At 29.5% G+C, this 18936-nt stretch carries 17 protein-coding genes; 1 reads left to right on the forward strand and 16 read right to left on the reverse strand.

What is annotated here, in order from left to right; all coding sequences use genetic code 11:
- The first annotated feature begins 167 nt into the window (after positions 1-167).
- Positions 168-2120, forward strand: a complete 1953-nt coding sequence (locus M997_RS16520) for a TonB-dependent receptor plug domain-containing protein (RefSeq protein WP_064721259.1) — start codon at positions 168-170, stop codon at positions 2118-2120.
- 93 nt (positions 2121-2213) lie between these two features.
- Here the strand turns inward: M997_RS16520 and M997_RS16525 are convergent, their stop codons facing one another.
- The 16 genes from M997_RS16525 to M997_RS16600 form a co-directional block, all read right to left on the reverse strand.
- Positions 2214-3275 (reverse strand): IpaD/SipD/SspD family type III secretion system needle tip protein, encoded by a 1062-nt coding sequence (locus M997_RS16525; RefSeq protein ID WP_064721216.1) that lies wholly within the window; start codon positions 3273-3275, stop codon positions 2214-2216.
- A gap of 142 nt (positions 3276-3417) precedes the next feature.
- The gene (locus M997_RS16530; RefSeq protein ID WP_064721217.1) at positions 3418-4473 is read right to left on the reverse strand and encodes an IpaD/SipD/SspD family type III secretion system needle tip protein; all 1056 of its coding nucleotides are present in this window, start codon (positions 4471-4473) and stop codon (positions 3418-3420) included.
- Positions 4474-4614: 141 nt separating this feature from the next.
- Positions 4615-5874: an IpaD/SipD/SspD family type III secretion system needle tip protein gene (locus M997_RS16535; RefSeq protein ID WP_064721218.1), complete on the reverse strand. Its 1260-nt coding sequence runs from the start codon at positions 5872-5874 to the stop codon at positions 4615-4617.
- Position 5875: 1 nt separating this feature from the next.
- Complete coding sequence (locus tag M997_RS16540) at positions 5876-6745, reverse strand: hypothetical protein (RefSeq protein WP_082918462.1); 870 nt, start codon at positions 6743-6745, stop codon at positions 5876-5878.
- A gap of 15 nt (positions 6746-6760) precedes the next feature.
- On the reverse strand, positions 6761-9028 hold the full coding sequence (sctE, locus tag M997_RS16545; protein WP_064721219.1) for a type III secretion system translocon subunit SseC family protein: 2268 nt from the start codon (positions 9026-9028) through the stop codon (positions 6761-6763).
- Positions 9021-9539 carry a type III secretion system translocator chaperone SicA gene (gene sicA / locus M997_RS16550; RefSeq protein ID WP_064721220.1) on the reverse strand — a complete coding sequence of 173 codons (519 nt, stop codon included), beginning with the start codon at positions 9537-9539 and terminating at the stop codon, positions 9021-9023. The genes sctE and sicA overlap by 8 nt, the downstream gene beginning before the upstream one ends.
- A 143-nt stretch (positions 9540-9682) precedes the next feature.
- A complete protein-coding gene (locus tag M997_RS16555) occupies positions 9683-10747 on the reverse strand; it encodes an EscU/YscU/HrcU family type III secretion system export apparatus switch protein (RefSeq protein WP_064721221.1) in 1065 nt (354 codons plus the stop codon).
- Complete coding sequence (gene sctT / locus M997_RS16560) at positions 10740-11513, reverse strand: type III secretion system export apparatus subunit SctT (protein ID WP_064721222.1); 774 nt, start codon at positions 11511-11513, stop codon at positions 10740-10742. The genes M997_RS16555 and sctT overlap by 8 nt, the downstream gene beginning before the upstream one ends.
- A 5-nt stretch (positions 11514-11518) precedes the next feature.
- Positions 11519-11773: a type III secretion system export apparatus subunit SctS gene (sctS, locus tag M997_RS16565; protein ID WP_064721223.1), complete on the reverse strand. Its 255-nt coding sequence runs from the start codon at positions 11771-11773 to the stop codon at positions 11519-11521.
- A complete protein-coding gene (locus M997_RS16570) occupies positions 11773-12432 on the reverse strand; it encodes an EscR/YscR/HrcR family type III secretion system export apparatus protein (protein ID WP_064721224.1) in 660 nt (219 codons plus the stop codon). The genes sctS and M997_RS16570 overlap by 1 nt, the downstream gene beginning before the upstream one ends.
- 4 nt (positions 12433-12436) lie before the next feature.
- Complete coding sequence (locus M997_RS16575) at positions 12437-13345, reverse strand: FliM/FliN family flagellar motor switch protein (RefSeq protein ID WP_064721225.1); 909 nt, start codon at positions 13343-13345, stop codon at positions 12437-12439.
- A complete protein-coding gene (locus M997_RS16580; RefSeq protein ID WP_064721226.1) occupies positions 13342-14655 on the reverse strand; it encodes a hypothetical protein in 1314 nt (437 codons plus the stop codon). The genes M997_RS16575 and M997_RS16580 overlap by 4 nt, the downstream gene beginning before the upstream one ends.
- Complete coding sequence (locus tag M997_RS16585; protein WP_064721227.1) at positions 14636-15097, reverse strand: hypothetical protein; 462 nt, start codon at positions 15095-15097, stop codon at positions 14636-14638. Before M997_RS16585 ends, M997_RS16580 begins: the two co-directional genes overlap by 20 nt.
- Entirely contained in the window at positions 15081-16382 is a 1302-nt protein-coding gene (gene sctN / locus M997_RS16590) for a type III secretion system ATPase SctN (protein WP_064721228.1), read from the reverse strand. Before sctN ends, M997_RS16585 begins: the two co-directional genes overlap by 17 nt.
- Positions 16383-16384: 2 nt before the next feature.
- Positions 16385-16798 carry an InvB/SpaK family type III secretion system chaperone gene (locus M997_RS16595; protein ID WP_064721229.1) on the reverse strand — a complete coding sequence of 138 codons (414 nt, stop codon included), beginning with the start codon at positions 16796-16798 and terminating at the stop codon, positions 16385-16387.
- Positions 16799-16806: 8 nt separating this feature from the next.
- The gene (locus M997_RS16600; protein WP_064721230.1) at positions 16807-18909 is read right to left on the reverse strand and encodes an EscV/YscV/HrcV family type III secretion system export apparatus protein; all 2103 of its coding nucleotides are present in this window, start codon (positions 18907-18909) and stop codon (positions 16807-16809) included.
- Positions 18910-18936 lie beyond the last annotated feature (27 nt).

The following is an 18936-nucleotide window of genomic DNA, read 5'->3' on the forward strand; positions in this document are numbered from 1 at the left end:
GTGTCGGCATAGAGGAAATCTCGCCGTACTTGAGTCACTTTCAACGCGATGAATTTGTTTGATAAGCAAACCGAGTACTTACAAGTTAGTAAGTGCTCATTTTATTTATTTTTACGCATATCGTTATATAAAAATTTATATATAGATTGTGAATTGAGATTGGAATGATGAAATTAAAACCTCTATGCTGCTGTTTATCTCTTGCCCTACTACCAAATATTACACTTGCTGATACTACTTATGGTCAATCAACGCCTGACTTACTCACGGTTTGGAGTAGCCCAATTGCAGCCAATCCAGATGTGCTAACGCAATCACAAATGCTGGAACAAAATAAAGTTAATGCGGCACAAGCCATTTCAACATTACCCGGCGTTGTGATGCAAAAATCAGGTAATCGCAATGAATACACTATTAAAGTACGCGGATTTGATAGCCGCCAAGTACCAGTATTCTTTGATGGTATTCCTACTTATGTACCTTATGACGGCAATTTAGATTTAGCGCGTTTTACCACAAATGATCTTGCCAGCATCGAAGTTAACAAAGGCTATACCTCATTACTGCAAGGCCCGAACTTAATGGGTGGCGCGATTAATATCACCACAGCAATACCCAAAAAACCATTAGAAGGCAGCATTGCTTATTCTCAAGGTTTTGCGCGTGGCGCTGATTACGCACACAATATGAGCGCACGTTTAGGCGTTCGTAACGAAATTGGCTTTATTCAAGTTAGCGGAAGTCAATTAAAACAACGCTTTACACCAATTCCAGGTGCTGATGAAAATAATGTAAATGCGGGAACACATGGCCGTCGTGCTAACTCAGCGACTGACGACAAACGTGGCATGATAAAAGTAGGCTGGACTCCACGCGCCTCTGATGAATATACCTTTACTTATATTAAACAAGATGGCGAAAAAAATAGCCCACCCAATACCAGCAGTAATGCAAAAGGTAAATATAAATATTGGGCATGGCCTGATTACAATAAAGAGAGTTTTTATTATAACGGGGTGACGCAAATTACAGATGGCATCAATCTGCAAAGTCGTGCTTATCACGATAAATTTGAAAATACCCTCTATATGTATCCTAAAAAAGGTAACTATGTTGACTATAGCCATTACGACGACTACAGCACGGGTGCCGCATTACAATTAGGTATTGATACTCGTGAAAATGACCTGCTCTCTTTTGCTGCGCACTGGAAAGATGACGTTCACCGCTCTCAAAAAGAAAAAGGTGGCGATTGGATGCGTTATAAAGACAGAACATGGTCACTCGCTTCTGAGTACCAATGGGCGGCAACTAACGATTTAGATTTAGTCGGTGCAATTAGCTATGACTGGCGTGATAGTGTTGACACTGATAAAGGCGCTGACGATAACAAACAAACCGCATTTAACTGGGAGATGATGGCAAAATACACCTTAGTTAATAATGATGCGGTTCGTTTCTCTGTTTCTGATCGCAGCCGTTTCCCTACACAAAAAGAGCGTTACACCACGGAAAAACCAAAAGATGGCTCAAAAGGAATTATCAATCCTGATTTAGATCCTGAACGCGCACTCTCTTTCGATTTAACCTATGAAGGACATATCAATGACAAATGGGGTTATCAAACAAGTGTTTATTATAATCGTGTAAGTGATGCGATTATGGCACACACGGTCTATCGTAATGGCACGACTTTTTTCCAAAACCAAAATAGCGGACGTATTGATTATGTTGGTTTAGATTTAGGTACAAAAGGTAATGTGGCTGATTGGTTAGAACTTGGCTTAAACTATAGCTATATCCATAGTGATCCTAAACAGATTGAACACATCGAAGGCTTACCAAAACACAAAGCTTATATGTGGGTTACTTTTATTCCCGTTGAACAAGTTCGCTTTACTATTATGGAAGAAGCACAAGGCTGGACTTATAACCGTATTGATGAAAATGACAAACTGGCAGGCTATGCAAAAACAGATCTTCGTTTAGATTATGATTTGGGTTATGGCGTTTCTGCTAATGCATCAATCAATAACCTGTTCGACAAATCTTATGAATATACTCAAGGTTATATGGAAGATGGTCGTAATTACTGGTTAGGTGTTGAATATAAATTCTAATTATAATTTACATATAAAGCGCTGCTATTTATAGATAACAGCGTTTTTTTATCATCCATAATATAACCATCATTTTTATTCCATTAATAAAAATTAAAAACGTAAAAAACCTTTAGCCATTTCTAATAAAGTATTCATTGTACTACTAACAATTTTAACAAAATTATCAAAATTACTATTTGCAGCACTATACTTTTTAGAGAGTTCTTCTAGGTTTGTGTTAACTCTTTTTTCTAGTATATCAATGGATTTTTTTATTAAATCAAATTCAGTCTGTAACAGATTAATACTTGTTGAATTCACATCTCCAACATTTTTTAACGTATCTAATAATTTAGTTAAATCTGATATATCAGGTTTTATAACTAAATAAACATCATAACCATCCATATCCCAATCATTGATAGAAATCCCTTTTATTTCATTAAATAGTTTTTTTATTGCACTAACAACATTACGTGCCTCATCTTCTGTATAATCAATACTATTATTATGAATTTCTCTTCTATATTTATTATCTATCTGTTTATAAAAATAAACTTTAAAATCCATTAAAATAGTTGAAGTATTATTCCCGTATTTAACATTTATCCCTTCAACCTTTGCATAAAATTTAGCAAGATTGAATTCAACATAACCATCTTTACTGCCCGCTTTAACACATTCACTTAATGAAGATAACGCCTCTCGTACTTCATTGACATAATTCATATAACTAGAAAAAAGATCTTTTAGAGTATCTAAGTAATCATTTTTTCCTACCACTATAGAATTTTTAACTTCATAAAAAAAATCATGTAATGAGTCAGAGGATGAATTATTTTTATCATCTGAATTTTGAATTAATGATATTTCCTCCGTTAACACTCTTACATTATTACTATTTTTCGCATAATTATTTTCATTAACTATTGCATTTTCTTTAAGTGAATTACTATTCTCATTATCAGTTGGATGATATATATTAAGATTATTATTTTGATATTTTAACTGTTCTTTCGCTTTATCTATTTCTTCATTAAAATTTTCTTGCTCAAGATATCTACCTTCTACATTGAAAATATTTTCGCTTTTTCTATCAAGCGTTTTTTTATTTAATCTATTTTTATTTTCATTTACATTATTATTTAAATTATTAACTATTGAATTTAGCATTATTAATCTCTTATATTGCGTACAATAAAGAAGCGACTCAAAAGATAAAATAATTCTTAAGAGTTGCATGTTAAGTATCAGCATAATTTACATCTGTTTTTTCAAAACCATAAAAATATAATTATAAAATTAATATAAAAAACTAAAATCGTAAAAAACCTTTAGCCATTTCTAATAAAGTATTCATTGTGCTACTAACAATTTTAACAAAGTTATCAAAGTTACTATTTGCAGCGCTGTATTTTTTAGAAATCTCTTCTAGATTTGTATTTATTTTTTTCTCAAATGCATCGATTGATTTTTTTATTAAATCAAATTCAGTTTGTAATATGTCATGCCCATCAGTGTTATCAGGTAGAGCGTGTCGCAGCTTTTGTATATCTGAAACATCAACACTCAAACTGAAATAGATATTAATTTTAGGGTCTTTAGATTTATCCTTTTTATTAAATATTAATCCTTTAATTTCACTTAATGTTTTTTCTACTGCTTGTAAACTTTGGTTAACAGCATCGTAATTTTCATAATAAACATTAACACCTTTAGATCCATCATTAACATTTCTGTTATATCCCCCCTTACCATCACTTTCAAATACTAAACCAATATCACTTATTAATGTGACGGATGGCATATGTGATATTAATTTACTTAAATTATTAAATAAATAGGATTCATCAAAATTAATATATCCATCTTTACTTCCCGCTTTAACATGCTGGCTAAGTGAAGATATTATAGTTCTTACCTCATTGACATAATCCATATAATTAGAGAATAATTCTTTTAGTACATCTAATCCATCATGCTTACCTACAACTATAGAATTTTTAACTTCATTAAAAAAATCATGTAATGAATCGGATGATGAATTATTTTTATCATCTGTATTTTGAATCAAGGATATTTCTTCTGTTAATACTCTTGCATTATTACTATTTATCGCATATTTATTTTCATTAATTATTGCAGCATCTTTAAGTGAATATTTTTTTTCAATATTAACAACAGAGTTTGTATCAAAATTATTAATTTGATATTTTAACTGTTCTTTTACTTTATATTTCTCTTCATTAAACTGTCCTAACTCTAACTCATTATTTAATTCATTAAAAATACTTACACTGTCTCTTTCAAGCGTTTTTTTATTTAATCTACTTTTATTTTCATTTATATTATTAATCGCTGGATTTAGCATTATCAACCTCTTATATTGCGTACAATAAAGAAGCGACTCAAAAGATAAATATATTCTTAAGAGTTGCATGTTAAGTACCAGCATAATTTATATCTGCTTTTTCAAAACCATAAAAATATAACTACAAATTATATATAAAAACTAAAATCGTAAAAATCCCTTAGCCATTTCTAATAATGTATTCATTGTACTGCTAACAATTTTAATAAAATTATCAAAGTTACTATTTGCAGCGCTGTATTTTTTAGAAAGTTCTTCTAAATTTGTATTGATTCTTTTTTCTAACGTATCAAGTGATTTTTTAAAAAGATCAAATTCAGTTTGTAATATATTACGACATTTTGCTTCTTCTTTTTTTCGATCATTCTCCACTCTAATTCGTTCTACTTCACAATCAATTACTATATTAATACTTTCTCTATTTAACACAATAGGGACACCAAATGAAGAACCAACAATAGCCCAGTCGTTATGCTTTTTAGTTATTTCCTCTTCCTTTTTCTTTAATTCCTCATCTGACAATATACCTTTAATTTCAGATACACTAGTATCGATACTATCTATAAATTTATTAAAATCAGACAAGTCAACATTAGCGATTAATTTAATATCAATATTTTCTTTTATTTCTTTATCAACTTTCGTTATTTGTATTCCTTTTAACTCTTTTAATACTTTTTCAATAGTCATTATCGCATCATTAACTTGATTTTTATTACGATAAGATAATTTACTTCCATTTATTTCTCTTGTATAAACACCATGATTCTCATGTTCAAAAATAAAGTGGGCGTAAAAAAAAGAGTTTTCACCTGTCATATTTTCATATTTATTCTTAATTTCACTTAATTTCTCATGAAACAATTTAAAATTCACACTAAGATATCCATCTTTACTAGCCGATTTGGTGTATTGAGTTAACGTAGATATTACATTTCTAAGATCATTTACATAATTCATATAGCTCGAAAAATTATTTTTTAAAACATCTAAGTAATCATGCTTTCCTGCAACAATAGTGCTTTTCACTTCACTAAAAAAATCACGTAATGAATGTGATACTGGCGGTGTATTATTATTTACTTTAAGTTCCACTTGTTGAATTGTTGATATATTCCTTATTAAGTTGTCAACATTATTATTATTAACTGCATATTTACCCTCATTAATTATTGACTCTTCCTCTATAGAAAAATGTTTTTTTGAATAATCTGGAACCCTAGGAATATAATCTTTTATTTTTTCCTCTAATTTTTCTTTTACGATCTCAATTTCTTTATTAAACTCTTCCTTTAAATTTTCTTCATTCGCTATTTCACATGAGTAATTTATATCTTTTTTTATATTTTTATTTATATTAACTTCATTATTATTTTTATAACAGCTAGTTGGGTTTACCATTTTATCCTCTTAAAGTTGCAGCGATAGAAGATGCAGCATCTTGATTAGCCCGAATAATAGCATCCATTGCTTGCACTAGTGCTTTAACAATGTCTAATGCTTCTCGTTGAATATCATTATTGTTATTAGCAACTTGTCCCATAGCATGAGTTCTTGCTTCTAGCACTTTAATATCACCCTCTATACGGTGTGCATTCATTTGAATTGATTGGTCAACTATTTTTGAAATAGGATCAGCTAATGATGTAAGAAGTGTACCCTTAATCATCATGGAGTTTGTGTTTGTATTTGCAACCGTTGACTTTCCTAACCCTTTTATAGAGGTAAAAGCACCTATACCATGAATAGCCATTGAAACAGCAGCACTTGAGATAGCAGCACCTAACATAAGATCTGCTTTTTTATACAGATCGTTTTTCATTTTATCTGCTATATCTAAACTTATTTGCATAAATAAATTGCCGAGTTCTCTTGAAGATTCGTATTTTTTTATCATATTTTTTAAATACTGAATCATCAATCCGATAATACTCATCATCTCATCAGATAAAAAATTAAAATGACTTGATGATATTGGATTATTTTTTTGTAAGTTATTATCGTTCTGTAACTGTTCAATTAAAGATTGTACATTTTCCACTTCGGCTTCTGGTTTTTTTAATTCAGGTTTAACCTTATTAATTTTCTCTTCACTTACTTCTACATTTTTAATAGCATAATGAAAACCATCCTCATTATTTTTAAGTATATTATCATTTATTTTTTTAGTTTCAACTTCCTCTTTTTCACTAACTAAATCTGCAATAGTATTTTTTTTAAAACTTATATTACTTATATTACTTATATTACTTATATTAGTTGCCATATTCATATTTCTCCAAAAATATCAAATAGAGATATTTTTTATAATATTTGATTTGGTTTTATTACTAATAGATGATTGTTCACTCATTGCATTCAGCATTTCAGTAAGTGACTCAACTTGTTCATGATAACTCTCCATTAACCTATCCATTAATAGTTGAATAATTTTTAAAATCTCCTCAAGCTTTTTACTTTCGGCTACAGAACGAATAATTTTATCTGTTATTGTTGCAGTATATATATTCACTATATTTGCAGCACCGGCTGTCATTAATTTTGATACCGCTAAAGTTTTATGTACTAAATTTAAAGCTTCTCCAGCAATATTCTTAGATAAAAATTTATTAAATGTTTTTAGCATCTCTTCCATAGCTTCAATAATAATTTGCTTAATCATTTTTCCTAGCATTGCTTCAAGAAAATCATTTAATATTCTCTTTAAAGTTTCTTTAACTTGTTCAGTAAATACTTTTTGCGCAACACTCGTTAATGCATTAGAAGCTGGACCTGCCACAAAACTTAATGCAACAGCACCAATAAGAAGAGCAACTCCGGTAATTATTTTAATTGCCATTTTTAATTTATTTTTCATAGCCTCTTTCATTTTTTCTAGCATGTCAGTAGGCATACCAAAATCTTTTAAGATATTGAGGCTAGTGTTCAACATATCAACAATGAAATCGGCAATTTTATCTATCGCCTCACCTATCGCTTCTGAAATAGGCTTCATCGCTTCTTCCATAAAAGAACTGCCATGAATAGCCTGATAAATCTCATCTGCGACAGTTAAAGTCACACTTGCTACCATCATCACAACCGCAACACCAACCAGTGCTAACGAAGCTCCTGCAGTAAAAATAGCCGCAACACCAGCAACAAGCGTTAAAAGTCCTCCTAATATCTTTAATCCAATACCAGCCCAAAATTGGATTTCTTCTTGTTTTTTAATTTGGGCTTTTTGATCTTCAATTTTCTCTTTTAGTGTTCTTGTTGTAACATCTTGCATCTCATCAAATAATTTTTGCTCACTTTCAGAACGTTGCAGCATGACTTTCATTGTCAGTTCACGAACCTTAGCTAACAAAAAAGTTAATAAAGCCATCCCAGACAAAGAGTCAGACATTATTTCTAGTTCAATCTTACTTTGAACGCCAACAATATTACGATATTGCTCTTGTAAACTAATTAAACTATCGCTAATTGATTTATCCTGGTTTTTATTAATCAATGCTTTCAGTTCATTGTGATGGGAAGAGATTGAACTTAGCTTATCTTCACTCATCACTACATTTGGCATAAATTTAAAAGCATTATCTAAGAAACTAGAAATTTGACTATATAAATTATCTAGTTCAGATAAATCAAACTTACTAATATCACTAGGTAAATTCATAAATGAAAAGTTGCTTTTTAAAAAATTTTCCATTTCTGCACGACTATTAATTTTCTTACTAAGAAGATCTTTTAGAACTGAGTTTTTAATATTTTTATTAGCTAAAAATGCGGCAAGATTACTCTCTGTTGTAATTTTCCTATCCTTTATCTCTTTATTGATTTCCATCCAATAATCAATAAAAGCATCTTTATATTTATTTACTTTATCTAAAGTAGGTTTATAATTTTCTCTTAACCCATCAACGCCTTTAGAAAGATCTTTTAATCTATTTAGATAATATTCATATTTATCTGTATTTTTAATTTTATCTAAAATATTTTGGTGTATAAGGTTTTGATAAGATAATTGAAGGTATAAGAAGTCGTAAGTTGAGTTTTCTTTCTTCGATGGCTCAGTACTTAACTTCGGGGTTGGACTATTTTCTATCTTATTAGATAATTTATTTTGCTTATTGGATAATATCGATTCATGTTTTTTTTCTTCTAAATGAGAACTTAATAAATTATTATTTTCATCATCATAAAAATTTTTTCGAACCGTTAATAATTCATTTTTCTTATTCCTAGATAAAGAACCCTCTGTCATATTAGAACTTTTCAAGATAAAACCCCCTTGTTTATCTTGAACAGAAAAAGCGCCAATTTTATACTTAGAATCAGATTTTAAATCAATTTTTTCATTGCTTTTTTCTTGTTCCAACGGTGCTCTTAATATAGGTGCATCATTATGTTTTTTTTCATCTGAAAGTTTATATGTTATATAATGAGAATTAACAGTTGCAGCGACTCTTTGAGACTCATTAATATTATTTTTTTTCATTTTTTCCACTTCATGACTAATCAAAGAGGAGAAAACGACCTTTATATTATGGTCACTATTTATTTTCTCACTCATATTGTTCTTCCTTATTAGTTTCTTCAATAAGAATAAGTGGTATATCTTTTAATGACTCTAAATAAACTTTGGCTTTTTCTTTTATTGATTTATCATTTATTTTTTCAAAAACTTGATTAAAACAATATTTTGCTTTTTCTTTTTCACCTAAAGATAAATTACATTGTCCTGCATAAAAAACCGGTCGATAATCATTTTTAGCATTAAGATAAGCTAGTGCATAAAGGTCAACAGCAGCTTGGTATTGTTTTTTCAATTGATTAACTGCAGCTAACCCCATGATATAATAGACATTATAAAAATCATAAAGACATAAAAATTTGAAAATAGCCTCAGCTTCATCCAGTTTTCCTTTCTGGTAGAAGTCATAAGCAAATGAATAAATTCCTTCCATAAATCCTTCTGGAATTGAGCTTTCGTCCTTAAGTGAAGTTCCATTTTGAACAATCGAAACAATGTAGCTTGCTAATTGGTCAAGTTCTTTTTCTGACATTTTTTCATATAATGACATTATGTTAATCCTTTCATCCAAGATGAATAATTAATGGTTAGATACTAAATAAGTTATTATTTAATTACTTTAATAAAACACACACCCATATTTATAAAAATAAACATGTTTTTTATCATTTAAATTCAAACTATAATTAATATTTAATTATTTTTTATATAATCCATTTCTTCTCTTAGCATACCTTCTATTTCTATCCTCTTAAGCCAAATTAAAATATCCATAACATCTAATAAATCGTTATCCATCATTACTTCAAATAAATGATATTTATGATAAATTTTTCTTGCTAGTTCAGGATAACGTACAACAGGTGTACCAATTTTTTTTGCATAAGTCTTAACAGCCAATGCTTGTGCATTTATACAACGTAATGAAACTAAAGGCATAATGCCATTATCTGGTTCGAAATAGATACCAATAGCAACATGCGTAGGATTGACAATTACAGCTGACGAATCACGAATAACTTGCTTCATTGGTTCATCAAGTAGTTCTTGATGTAGCTGTTTACGTGTTGATTTTATTTCTGGATCACCCTCCATATTTTTATTTTCTTGTTTTACTTCATGCTTTTCCATCATCATATCTTTCATAAAGAGAAAAAAATCAGCAATAATATTTAAAATAAGAATAGGTATAGATAACACAAAGAAAACAAATATAAAATTAATAACAAGAGAACACCATTTATCAATAACCTGTTCTAAACTAGATCGATATAATAAAAATACCTCATGCCCATGTAAAATAACAAATAAATAACAAGTAATAAAAAATACAAGTATAAATAATAATGTTTTAAAAAAATCCTTTACCGTTCTCATATTAAATATTTTTTTAAACCCAGAAATAGGATTAATATGATTAATGTCAAACTTTATAGCTTCTGTCGCTAACTTAAATCGTGATGAAAATAATGAAGGAATTGTTCCCGACAAAATAGTAACAGCTAATATAGGCAAAACAATGTCAAAGAATATTTTTACTATTATTTCTACATAACTTTTTAACGTGATATTTCTAGGATGCAGTAATAATGATTGATAAAACCGACTAAATTCATCTAAATTAACTTGATGGAATAGGTACATAATACCAACAATATAAACTAGACCTGAGGTTAACTCTTTACTTTTAAAGCTTTGGCCTTTCTTTGCTGAGTCATCAAGCTTTTTCTGAGTCGGTTTTTCTGTTTTTTCAGCCATGATAAATACTCATAAAAATTTCATAAAAGTATCTATTATTAAAAAATTCAGATAATTCATTTGTCAGTGCAGAAGTAAAAAATAATAATAATGATACAAATGCAATTATACCTTTTATACATAATGATAATGAAAATGCATTCAACTGGGGGCAAAATAAAGAATAAACACCTAATGCAACTTCACTTAAAAACATAATAACTAAAACAGGAGAAACTAAAATAATTGCAGTTTTTATCATATTATTTAACCAATTACCGATAAAAACATATCCAATTTTATTATTAAAATATCCAATCGGAAAAACATCGTAACTATCTTTTAATGTGTTCATTAATATTGGTAACCCACCTGTTGATAAAAAGTAAGCTACACAAAATAACCCTGTTAATGATGCAAATTCAGAAGATTCAATACCTGTGGTTGGATTTATAGTATCACCAATACTGGCCCCTCTTTGGTTATCAATAAACTCACCAAAAGCGGATGCTATCCAAAATGGTGTAGCAAGTAATAATCCAATAAAAATGCCAACAATTAATTCACTGATTAAAACAATACCCCATAAGTTTCTTATAGATTCAACAATTAGAATGCTAGGTTTTATACCCATAGCCATATAAAAAACAACGATATATTTTAATAATTGGCTGTTTAACACCCGACTATTTAAAAATGGTATAAACATAAAAGTGGGAAGTAATCTCGCAGCTAGCAAAAAGATATCAACTAAATAAAATTTTATATGTTCAAATAATATTAACATACTATTTATCCTGATAATCCTATTGTTATCATCTCTTTTGCATACACTAATATTTTATCACTCATCCATCCCATAGTTATTAATAAACAAACAAGAACACCTACTAATTTAATACCAAAAGGTAATGTTTGTTCTTGTACTTGAGTAATTGTTTGCAATAATCCAATAGCAAGTCCAATAAAAGTTGCTATTGCAATAGGTCCAGCAGAAAGTACAATAACCAAGTAAATGGCTTTATTTGCAGCATAGACCATATCCATTAATTCACCGCCATTAAATCCAAATATTGATTAATTAATCCTTTCGATAATAATGTCCAACCATCCATTGCAATAAATAAAATTAACTTTAATGGTACTGATAATGTAATTGGGCTCATCATCATCATACCTAGTTCTAATAAAATACATGAAACAACTAAGTCAATAACAATAAAAGGTAAATAAAGATAAAATCCAATAATAAAGGAAGACTTTATTTCACTTAATGCATATGCAGGTAACAAGGATAATAAAGAGCTCTCTATATTTTCTTTATTACCATCACCACTAGGTCTATTGCCTTGAGCTTCTTCAAAAAAACTTAATAATTCCGGTTCGGAATATTTATATAAATATTGTTTATATTCTCCTAATGCATCATCCGAAAACTGTTCAAAAGAATCGGGTGATGATATATCAATAGGATTATCTATAAGGTATTGATATGTATTTTTTGCTATAGGTGTCATTACAAATAACGCCATCATCAACGCAATAGCATTAAGAACCATATTAGAAGGAACTTGCTGAACACCAAGTGCATTTCGGGTCATAACAAGAACAATAGAGAATTTTAGATAGCATGTTCCAGCTGCAATAATAAAAGGTGCTAACGTCGCAACAGCTAATATTAAAATTAAGTTTGTTGAACTATCCATATATTTACTCGCAAGAAGGATATAAATGCTGAATTTCTACAGCAAATCTTTCACCAACCTGAATAAGTTCACCTTGAGCAATTGGTGTTCCATTTACAGTCAATGTAATATTACGAGAAGTATTTTCTGGTAATGAAATCTGCTGTCCTGCTACCAAACTTTCGATTTCCTCAATCAATAAAACTTTACTAGCCAATAAAAAAGAGACAGTAACTGGAATCGTACCGATAGATTTTAGATCTTTCTTTTCTTGTGATACCTCTTCAATATTTGTTTTTTCTTCTATTTCTAAATCATCAGATAGTTTATTTAATTCCACAATATCTTCCCCCTTCCATTTGAAGCCCATCCATTTTTTTTCACCAATGAAAAGCAACAATGAAACATTATCAATTAAAAAAATATCACCTAAAGAAAGCGTTCTTAATAAGGAAATTGATATTTTACTGTAGCCAAAATTAAACTTAGCTATTGATCCTATTCTTTTTCCTGATAAAGATACCCATTCATATTTTCCTTTTATATTACTAATAAATACATCACCTATTTCAGTATTCACTACAGGGTAAAGTATTTCTTTTTGATCATTTATCAAAATATTATCGATAAACAGCATCATTGGTTCTTTTGAAAAAGGAAATAATATTTGTGAGAAAATCATAGAAAGAAGTGATTGTAGATAAGAAAAAGGCACTAGTGTCCAATCAATATTTTTTTTAGGATAAGCAATATCCATAGCTTGATTAACCGAAACTAATCCAGTAAATGAGCCAGAAAAACTTTCTCCCTTGATTACAAAATAGTGTTCAGATACTTTTACTGCTTGAGGAGTAAATAAAGATGATAATATTTTTATTGTATCGTTATCTTTATTATTGAGCTCTACCTTTTTTAAATCGAGCTCGCTAATCATTCTTTATCACTCTCTTTATCAACACTCGAGTCAATAGCATTAATATGCCAATGCATACTTTTATTCTCAGAATTTAATGCAAGAGAAAGTCGGCCTTGATATTGATTAGAATTATCTATAGATGATTGATAAACACGCCCTGTAGATGCAATTAATTGCACTTGTCTATCAATGAAATTAATTTTCATTTGATGGATATCACTTCCCCATTGTTTGAAAACATAAGTAATACTTGGTGGCTGAGTAATACTTAATACATGTTTATGTAATATTTTCCACGAAGAGATATCAAGTATTTTGTCTGTTGTTTCAGATAACGCTATCGATGGTGAGGTTTTTGGGTTTGTAACACTAGAAAATATAATACTTTCTGGGTCAGCTATTTTTTCTTTTTTTCTCTTTGCCTCTATTTTTACATCTGAATTTATTCCTTCATGTAATGATGATATTCCGTTTTTCTTAATGTTTTTAATATTACTACTATTTTTGTTTATTTTGTTGCTAAAAATATTTTGTTCTACTTCAGTGTATTTAGATTTAACATCGGAATAATCATCATATTTATCTTTAATTAGATGTAAATCGATAGTATTTTTTTGTGATTGAGATTCTTCGAAAATTTGTGATTGAGGCTCTGCTACAAAAGGTGCCTTAAATTGAGTATTATCTGCATTTTCAAATTCACTTTTTTCTTTAAAAAAAGAAGGACTATTTTTATTTTTTACACCTAATATCTTAGAATATAAATTACCCTCTACTTTTTTTGATATTAAGGTGCTCTTTTTATCTTCTATTTTAATAGTTTTAGATATATCCACTTTGGTCTTTAATTTAGATACTTCTTTTTTTTCTTGAGAATTTAATTGCGGTCCTTGTTCAGAAACATTCGTTTTTATTATACATGTATGTACATGATGATTTTTATTCTGAATGGAATTTACACCTTGTTTAATATGTAATCTCTTCAAATCATTATAGGTATAATAAAAAAAATCTTGTTGATTTAACAACAAGCCCTCCGTATTTTCAAGTTGTTTTTCATCATATTTTTCTTCTTCAACATCTTTATTTTCATTTACTTCTTCAAATGAGTTTTTTTTTGTTAATATACTTTCTTTTTTACTTAAGCCCTCCATTAAATTTAATTTTTTCTTTAATTTTATTATATTTTCAGGCGATAGTTTTGAACTATCAAAACTGTCGTACATTACATGGTCTAGTTTTAATACAGATTTTAAAATACCATTTGAATTCAATTCACTCATTGAATTCAAACTTATTTTATTACCGTTAGATATTATGTGAATCATATAATGCCATCTCCTGTATTTCATTTTGTTCTAATCGTTCAATATATAACTCTTTTTCTAATGCTTTTCTTTCAAAATAAAGCTTCATTTTATTTTGTTTTTTTATACTACGCAGTCTATTTTTTTTTAACTCTAGACTATCAATTTTTAACTGATCTATTTTATATTCAATTTCTTTAATTTGAGCAGTGCTGTAATTTAATGATGATAAAATAATAGCTTGTTTACGTTTCTGTTGATTTAGTGAAATTAAAGAATAAATTCCTGCTTTTTCATATGTAGGAACCTCCTTTTTTAAGGCAAGAAATAATTGTTGTTGCTCTAGTTTTTTTACTTCAGCTTCAGTAATTAACTGTTGATTCTTTTTTTGCTCGTTTTCTATTCTTTTTTGTCGTTTCGCAATAGTATCAATTAATTGTTGCTGGTTAAGAGGCAAGCGCATAGAGTTGTTTCAATGTTTGTTGAAATTCAGCATTTTCTTTATATGATTGAATAAGAAAAGCTTCAATTAAAGCTTGCTTATTAACTGCATCATCATTTAATTCATTTTCACCATGATGATACTCACCAAGCTCTTGTAGTAATTTAATATCCTGCAAACGCATCAAAATTTGTCTTATTTTTAACGCTGCATTTTGTTGCTGAATACTAGTGATTTGTTGAAAAACACGACTAACACTTCCTAAAATATCGATAGCTGGATAATGTCCCGAAGCGGCAATCTTGCGAGAAAGATAAATATGCCCATCAAGAATAGAGCGGATTTCTTCACCAATAGCATCAGGCTCATCATCACTTTCTAGTAAAACCGTGTAAAATGCCGTAATAGAACCACTATTTGTAACGCCTGGTCGTTCTAAAATAGCAGGTAATTTATCAAATACAGAGGCAGGATAACCTTTACGAACTGGCAGTTCACCGGCGGTCAACGCAACGTCTCGCAATGCTCTGCAGTAACGAGTCATAGAATCAATAAATAAAACAACATTTTTTCCTTGCTCCCGAAAATATTCAGCAACTGTTGTTGCAACTAAAGCAGCATTACAACGCTCAATAGCTGGCTGTTCCGATGTTGAACAAATCAATACCGTTTTTTCACATCGTTTATCTTGTTTTAATTCTTCGATAAATTCTGTAACTTCTCTTCCTCTTTCACCAATTAATCCAATAACAAAAACATCAGCTTGAGAAAAACGAATAAACATATTCATCAACATTGTTTTGCCCGTCCCTGCACTTGCGAAAATTCCCATTCGTTGGCCTAATCCACAACTCAACAATCCATCAACAGCTCGAACTCCTGATTTAAATATCGTTGTAATTGGTTTTCTTTCACTAAATAAAGGCGGATGACCTTCTATGGGAAAATTCGTATAAAATACATCGTCAACAATTTTATTATCATTAAAACGAAACAAACAATTTCCTTTTATATCAATCATACTGCCTAATACATTAGGACTCAGCGCAACAGAAAATGAATTTCCCGTTGGCTCTATAATTACCTGTAAAGAATATCCCTGAGAGCTCCCCATCATACTTAAAATAGTCACGCCATTTCGAAATCCAATAACAATGGCTTCACCAATATTTTTTTCACTGGTAATAGATTCTTTTATTAGGCAAATTTCGCCAATAAATACATTACGCAGCATCACTTCAAGAATATTTCCTTGTATTCGAGTGGGATGTGCTGCGTAATGAAAAATAGAAAATGCGTTATTCATTATTAACCAATAAATTGCTGATGTATTCTATTCATAACTTGGAAATACTCATCAATTGCTTTTGCCATAGATTCGCCATTTTGTAGGGCAATAGGCATAAAAGAAGCACGTAATTCTAATTCTGATTCAACTTTTACTAACGCAGGTTGCCCCGGATAAAAGCTTTCAGTTTGATTGTTAATATTATCGATTAACATTTCAGATCCACATTGCTTTAATAAGCTTTCATCATAATCACGTAATACGGACCAAATCATAGGAACATCATCCACAACTAATAAATTAATGTCAGGCATTTCTCCTAAACTAATTGTAATTGTTGAGTGGTTATCAATAGACTTCCCTTCTGAAAAAAGATCATTGCGACCAATTACATTCATCGAATCCATTATTAAACTGGCAAGATCAAAAGACATAACATCTCCTAAATAGATTGCAAAACATTAATTTCAATATCTGATGATATTTCATCATAAGATAATACTGATAATTGTGGATATTGGGATTCCAACAATTTCCTTACAAATCTTCTTATATCTATTGCGGTTAAAAATACATAATTTTGGATATACTTTATATCATCTATCGCCAGTGTTATTTTTTCTATTATCATATCAAGTTCACTTGGCTCTAAATTTAGAAACGTTCCTGAAGAACTTTGCCTTATTCCACCTCGAATAATATCTTCTAATTCATGAGATAATATAATTACATTAATACAATTATCTTTTGAGAAAAAATGACTAATATAGCGTGAGAGTAATGTTCGAATATGTTCGGTTAATAGTATTGGATCTTTTTCTTTACTACCCCATTGAACTAACCCACCAATAATTGTTTTTATATTTCTAATAGGTATTTTCTCTTGTATAAGGCGCTGTAATACTTCATTAATTCGTTGAATAGAAACTTGTCGGTAACATTCTTTCAAAAGCTCTGGGGATTTCTCTTCTATTTTATCTAAAATATTTTTTGTTTCTTGTATTCCTAAAAACTCAACAATATTTAATGTCATTAAATTGGAGAATTTTTTATAAAAAAAATACTCTGGTGATTTTAATATATACCCTAATTCTTCTAAATTTTCTTTATCTTTTTCATCTATCCAATAATTTTTTATATTTTCATCTTCTAATTCTATCATTTTAAATCCTAGCGAGATAAATTCATCATTAGGATTTTCAACAAAATTCAAAGGAAATGGACAATCAAATTCTTCCGCTTTTACTTCATTAATTAAAATAAGAACTTTATTTTCATCAATTACTTCAGAATAATGAATGTTTATATCAGGCAATAATACACCATACTGTAATATAAATTCTTTTTTTAGCCACTTATCAAATACTATTTTCGTTAGGTATGTTTTTTTCTTATCTGATACTGTAATAATTAAAGGTATTGTTTCTGCTTGTGAAAGTGAAATACTTTCAGTTAATAAACTATTTTCCTCTTCATCTTTCTTTCCAGAAAAAAGATTCGAAATCAACCCTTTCTTACCTTCTACTTCTTCTTTTTTATCTTCACTACTTTCATTATTAAGTATAGTTGTTTTTTCTTTTTTCTTATTTTTCCATTGTTTTCTAAAGAAATAACCTCCTAGCATTGCAGATAATATAAGAAAAACAGGGGTAGGAAAGCCAGGTAAAAAACCGATAATAAAAGCAAGTATTGCTGTAACTAGTAAAGCAAAATCTTGAGCTAATAGCTCATTCATTATGCTAAAACCTAAGTTTTTATTTTCACCTCCAACTCTAGTGACTATAAACCCAGCACTAATAGAAATAAGTAATGCAGGTATTTGAGCAACTAATCCATCACCGATTGTTAATAGTGTATAGGTATGTAAGGCTTGCGAAATAGATAAATCCATTTGTGCCATACCAACAGATATCCCCCCTATTAAATTAACAAAAATAATCACAATACCGGCGATTGCATCACCTTTAATAAACTTCATTGCTCCATCAAATGAACCATAAAGTTGGCTTTCTTGCCCTAACTCTTTTCTTCTTATTTGCACCTCTTCATTAGTAATGATGCCTGATTTCAAATCAGCATCAATACTCATTTGCTTTCCTGGCATACCATCTAAAGAAAAACGTGCAGCAACTTCGGCAACTCGCTCAGAACCTTTCGTAATAACCAAGAATTGCACAATAGTAACAATAGAGAAAACGACAAAACCCACAACTAAATTTTCACCAATAACAAATTCACCAAAAGAAGTAATAATTTCACCAGCATCAGCATCTAATAAAATTAATCGGCTAGTACTAATAGAAAGAGCTAAGCGAAAAAGCGTGGTAATGAGTAATAGTGCAGGGAACGTCATAAAGTTCAATATTTTTATAATATAGAATGAACTCATAAAAATAAGTAGAGCAATGGTGATATTTAATCCTATTAAAAAATCAACAATATAAGTTGGTAATGGAATAATTAACATCATGATCACAAGGATCATAATAGCTAGCACTATAAGTTCTGGCCTATTTTTTATTGCCAAAAGAAATCTATAAATCATAGAATTATCCATTAATTATTATTGGTT

This window comes from Proteus hauseri ATCC 700826, from assembly GCF_001654965.1.
GTDB lineage: Bacteria > Pseudomonadota > Gammaproteobacteria > Enterobacterales > Enterobacteriaceae > Proteus > Proteus hauseri.